5 protein-coding genes are annotated in these 4,822 nt (G+C 34.2%); 1 reads left to right on the top strand and 4 read right to left on the bottom strand.

The genetic code is table 11. The features are described 5' to 3' along the window. Positions 1–148 precede the first annotated feature (148 nt). Genes fni through mvk form a run of 4 tightly spaced genes read right to left on the bottom strand, consistent with a single transcriptional unit; the run spans position 149 to position 3,950 of the window. Complete coding sequence (fni, locus tag N7659_RS07930; protein WP_263276612.1) at positions 149–1,147, bottom strand: type 2 isopentenyl-diphosphate Delta-isomerase; 999 nt, start codon at positions 1,145–1,147, stop codon at positions 149–151. Next, positions 1,137–2,156, bottom strand: a complete 1,020-nt coding sequence (locus tag N7659_RS07925; protein ID WP_263276611.1) for a phosphomevalonate kinase — start codon at positions 2,154–2,156, stop codon at positions 1,137–1,139. The genes fni and N7659_RS07925 overlap by 11 nt, the downstream gene beginning before the upstream one ends. Before the next feature lies 1 nt (position 2,157). Next, on the bottom strand, positions 2,158–3,090 hold the full coding sequence (gene mvaD / locus N7659_RS07920; protein ID WP_263276610.1) for a diphosphomevalonate decarboxylase: 933 nt from the start codon (positions 3,088–3,090) through the stop codon (positions 2,158–2,160). Next, entirely contained in the window at positions 3,072–3,950 is an 879-nt protein-coding gene (gene mvk / locus N7659_RS07915) for a mevalonate kinase (RefSeq protein WP_317629575.1), read from the bottom strand. The genes mvaD and mvk overlap by 19 nt, the downstream gene beginning before the upstream one ends. A 183-nt stretch (positions 3,951–4,133) precedes the next feature. On the opposite strand from mvk, the gene N7659_RS07910 reads away from it, so the two are divergent. Continuing rightward, entirely contained in the window at positions 4,134–4,637 is a 504-nt protein-coding gene (locus tag N7659_RS07910; protein ID WP_263276609.1) for a DUF308 domain-containing protein, read from the top strand. The last annotated feature ends 185 nt before the right edge of the window (positions 4,638–4,822 follow it).

Below are 4,822 nucleotides of genomic sequence, written 5' to 3'. Positions count from 1 at the left end.
GATTCTTTCTAATGAGTGGTTTTGTCGCTTTTCATTATAAGTCATGTGGGACTTTTTGTCTGCATTGAAAAAGCCCTATAACTTCTGTGGCGGAGTTACCCACTACAGATATTATAGAGCCAAAAAAATTAAGGGTTTCAATAAACCCTTAATTTTTTTTTGTAGTTTCTTTTAAATCACCATGAAGGAGATAATCAACTGTGTTTAACTCTGCAATCGTTCTTTTGTTTAAAGCACACATGATAATGCGAAGGTCTTCTTTCCATCCTTCAATAATACTAATAACGTCTTTGATAGAATGTGTTTCCACTAATTCTAAAACCGTTCTTGACAGACCAACTGCTCGTGCCCCCAATACCATAGCTTTTATCATGTCAAGAGGATTTCTTATCCCACCACTAGCTAAAATCTCAACTTCTTCTACAAGATGTTGACTATTCAACAAAGTTTGGACAGTAGTTTGCCCCCACTCATTTAAGTAAGGACGATTGCCTCCTCGCTGATTTTCAATGTAAGCAAAACTGGTCCCGCCACGACCTGAGATGTCAACGGTTTTAATCCCTAACTGAGCTGCAAAAGCAATTGTTTTGGCATCCATACCAAAGCCAACCTCTTTTAAAATGACTGGCACTGGGAAATCATTAGCATACTCACGTAAATGGTCTTTCCAATGCTTGAAGGTTCTTTCTCCTTCTGGCATTAATAATTCTTGCATGACATTAACATGGAGTTGCAAGACTAAAGGTGATAAATCTTCTACTGCTTTTAAGCCTTTTGAATAAGGTTTATCAAGTCCTATATTGGTCGCAAATCTTAAGTTTGGAAATTCTTTTTTAACGTTGAATGAATCATCTGCACTATTAGTTAGAGCTGCACTGTAAGAACCTGTAATAAATAAAATATCACAGGCTTCTGCCACTTGAGCCAGTTTATGATTAATGGCTTTAGCTTTTTCACTGCCACCAGTCATGGCATTAATATAAAATGGATACGGGAAATCAATGCCAGCAAAGTGTGTTGACAAATCAATATCTGTCAAATCATAGTCTGGTAAAGACGAATGAATGAGTTCAACATCATCAAAACTATTATGCGGTGACTGATAGTTCAATGCATATTTGATATGCTCATCTTTTCTATTTGTCATGTAATCCTCTCACTTTTTCTTGATATAATAGGCTAATATTTTCTTGTTCCCAACGTTTAATGATTTCTAATCTTGACCTATCATCAAAAACAAGGGCAATCCCACAATCACCACCACCTGCTCCACTACTTTTAGCAACTGCATCTAATTGATAGGTCGCATTTTTCAACACTTTTAACTGTGAACTATAAATGCTTGGATGTAGGTCTTCTAATAATTGCCCAAGTGTTGATAGGCTTTTTTTTGTTTTCTCTTTATGACCTATTTCCAAAGCGACATACAAGTCATCAACTTCTTTTTTTGAAGTGTTTAAAAATGATGAACCTATAGAAGCTTGTACTTTCTTAATCATTTGCGAAGAAATGGAAGGCTGTTTTGTCCAACCAACTAAAAAGGTAAAAGATAAACTTGTCTTAACTGGTTTTATAGCAAAACCCCAGTCTTTTTCTAATAACTCTTGCAAAGTCATCTCTAACAGCCAATTTTTCACGCGCTGTCTATCAAAAGAGCGATAATAAATCAATGTTTCATAAACAATACAAGCAATATCGCCCATAGAACCATTATCTCCTCTTTTTAAAAGGGTATAAACTGCTAATTTGAATAATTCTTCCTTTGATAACTCAAGCTGATAAAACAATGATAAAGCTTTTAGTGTTAAGACGGTGACGCTACCACTTGAGCCAATTCCAATTTTTTTACCATCTTTCTCCATTTTTCCAGTAATCTTTAAAGAAAAAGGATTTAAGGCTTTATTTTGAAGTTTGAGATAAGAAGCCATTGTTTTAACACTTTCTTGGATAAGGGCATAATTATCATCATCACTTAAATCAACACTATAATCAAACATATCTGATGATAGTTGAAAATCCTTTGATGGGCTGAGTTGGGCTGTCATATAGATAGGAATATCTTTGATGATAGCCACTTGATTGGGAGTTAAAATAGCATATTCACCAGCAAGATAGAGCTTGCCACAAGTCGTAGTTTTAATGGTTTTTTGGGGCATCTTATAATTCCTTAGTTTTTGAGACAATGATGCGGTAGCGAGAGGCTAATTTTTCAGCAAGTCTTTCAAGATCTTCTTCTAGACAAAGGACCTTAACATTTGGGCCAGCATCCATTGTAAAATAACAACGCTCACCTTCTAATCTCAATTGCTTGATATCAGCCATGGCCTGATAGGTTTTATCTGTTAAGTAGGTGAATGGTGGGTTAGAAGCAGACGTTGTTTCATGCATCATCAAGGCATTTTCTTCTGTTAGTTGACCAACTTTTTCAAAATCATTGGCTTTTAAATAGCTTAGCATGTCTTTGTAATCTTTTTCTGATTGCTTAACCCATTTTGAAAAATTAGTAGCCGTTTCAACAGATCTTTTCATTCCTTCTCTGCTTGAAATCATCTTTTTTTGATCATTAAGAACTAAGATAATCATGGCCAGTTTTAAATCGGTTTCAACTCGATAAATCTCTCCAGTGTCTTTATCCCAGGCAGCAACAGGACCAAAAAAACTTCTAGAAGAAGAACCAGATGCGAACTTGGCAACTTGTGCTAATTCTTCTTGTTTTAAGTTGGCGTTAAAAAAAGTGTTAGCTGCTCTCACTAAGGCTGATAAACCACTAGAACTTGAAGATAGACCAGCTGCTGTTGGCATGCTGTTTTTTGTATCAATCCTTACAAATTGGCTGGAATCTTTTCGAAAAAGATTTAAAACTTGACTCATTTTTTGGTGTTCATCTTCATTTTGTAAAACACCATTGATATAAAAGAGGTCTTCTTTACCATCTTCTAGTGAGCTTAATTGTGTTTCTGTGTATAGATTATCTAGTGTTAAAGAAATACTACTGGTTGAGGGGATCATTTTTTGACTATCTTTTTTCCCCCAATATTTGATAATGGCAATATTAGCATAAGATTTCGCACTTACAGGGCTTCTATCCATGTCTTAATAGCTCCTTCTTTTTCTAGCTGAAAGCTAATTTTTTCAGCTTCTTTTTGTGTTTGACAAATGGCTATAATGCAGCCTCCCAATCCTCCTCCGGTCATCTTACTTCCTAAGGCACCATTTTTCATAGCAACATTAACCAGATGATCAGATTCTTTAGCACTCACTCCTAGTTGTTTAAGTGTTTCGTGAGCAGCTGTCATGGCTTGTCCAATTTTAGAGATATTCTTAGTAGTTAATGCTTTTTCGATTGTGGCTGCAAGTTTTCCTAATTGTTTTAAATGAGGAAGAGCTTTTTCCTCTAAAGATTCTACTTTTTGGACTGCTTCTCTGGTGTGTCCTTGAATGCCGGTATCAGCAATGACTAAAAAAGCATTCAAATTAATAGGTAGGGTTGAGAAACCAACATTTCTGATGAATTTAATCGCTTCATCACTTAAACAGGTTTTAGCATCTAAACCGCTAGGATTAACATGGGCAATGATTTCTGCTTGATTAGTTAGTAGTTCGAGTGTTCTATCATCAATAGTTTCATCATAATAATCAAAAACAGCACGAATTGCTGCTATACTAACAGCTGCTGATGACCCCATTCCTCTTTTTTCTGGTACATTAGACACAATATCATACGAAATGTAGGGTTCCTTTATCTTTAGATAATCCAAAGCTGAAAAAATAGCTGTTGATAAGGTATCATTTCTTTTAAAATGAAAGAGCTTATCTGATGGTGATATTTGGCAAATAACCTCAATATTTTTTAAAGGAAGTGCAATAGCAGGATAACCATAAACTACTGAGTGCTCTCCGATTAGAATAATTTTACTATGAGATTTACCAATTCCTATATTTGTTTTCATAATATCCTTGTTAGTCATTAATTTGTTCTATCTTATTATTTTAATATAATTCACCAAAAAAAGCGACTATCAAAAATAAAACAAGTCTTATCTGTTTACTATAAAATGAGCACAACAATTTCACTTTGACTTTATGAAAAAATCCATTTATAATAGCAATAATAATGTCAAAGGAGGAATTTGATGAAAACAACACTATATTTTGGTATAGGATGTTTGCTTTTAGGACTTTATTTATTTTTCAATCCTTTAGTTAGCATTGCTTCCATCGCCTGGATAGTAGCATTTATTATAACTGTGATGGGATTATTTAATCTTCGTACCTATCTCTCTTTAGAAAAACAATATCAAAACAATTGGTTGTTGCTTCAAAGCTTGATAAAAATCATTCTTGGTCTTATCTTGTTAACGAGTTCTGCTTTGTCACTTAGTCAAATCGTTATGAGCTTTATTGGTTTAGGATTTTTAATTGTTGGTGCTATTAGTTTAAAAATCAACAATCGTTTTAACAAACAATTGTCACATAAAACAAGTATGACAGGCTCTTCACTCGTTATATTTTTACTAGGAATTGTTTTCCTCTTAAATCCTAGTTTTTCAGCAGGTGTGATTGGCTATTTCCTTTCACTACTTTTAATGATTATTGGTGCGATCTTTCTAATAATTTATTATCAGCAATCACATTAATCCAATTTTATTTAAAACAATATTAAAAACGAGTCTTATCATAAGAACTCGCTTTTTGGGCTCTATAATATCTGTAGTGGGTAACTCCGCCACAGAAGTTATAGGGCTTTTTCAATGCAGACAAAAAGTCCCACATGACTTATAATGAAAAGCGACAAAACCACTCATTAGAAAGAATCATATGG

The organism is Streptococcus sp. CSL10205-OR2, assembly GCF_025660655.1.
GTDB lineage: Bacteria > Bacillota > Bacilli > Lactobacillales > Streptococcaceae > Streptococcus.
The sequence above is the reverse complement of the archived record's forward strand: the minus strand, read 5'-3'. Positions and strand labels throughout refer to the sequence as shown.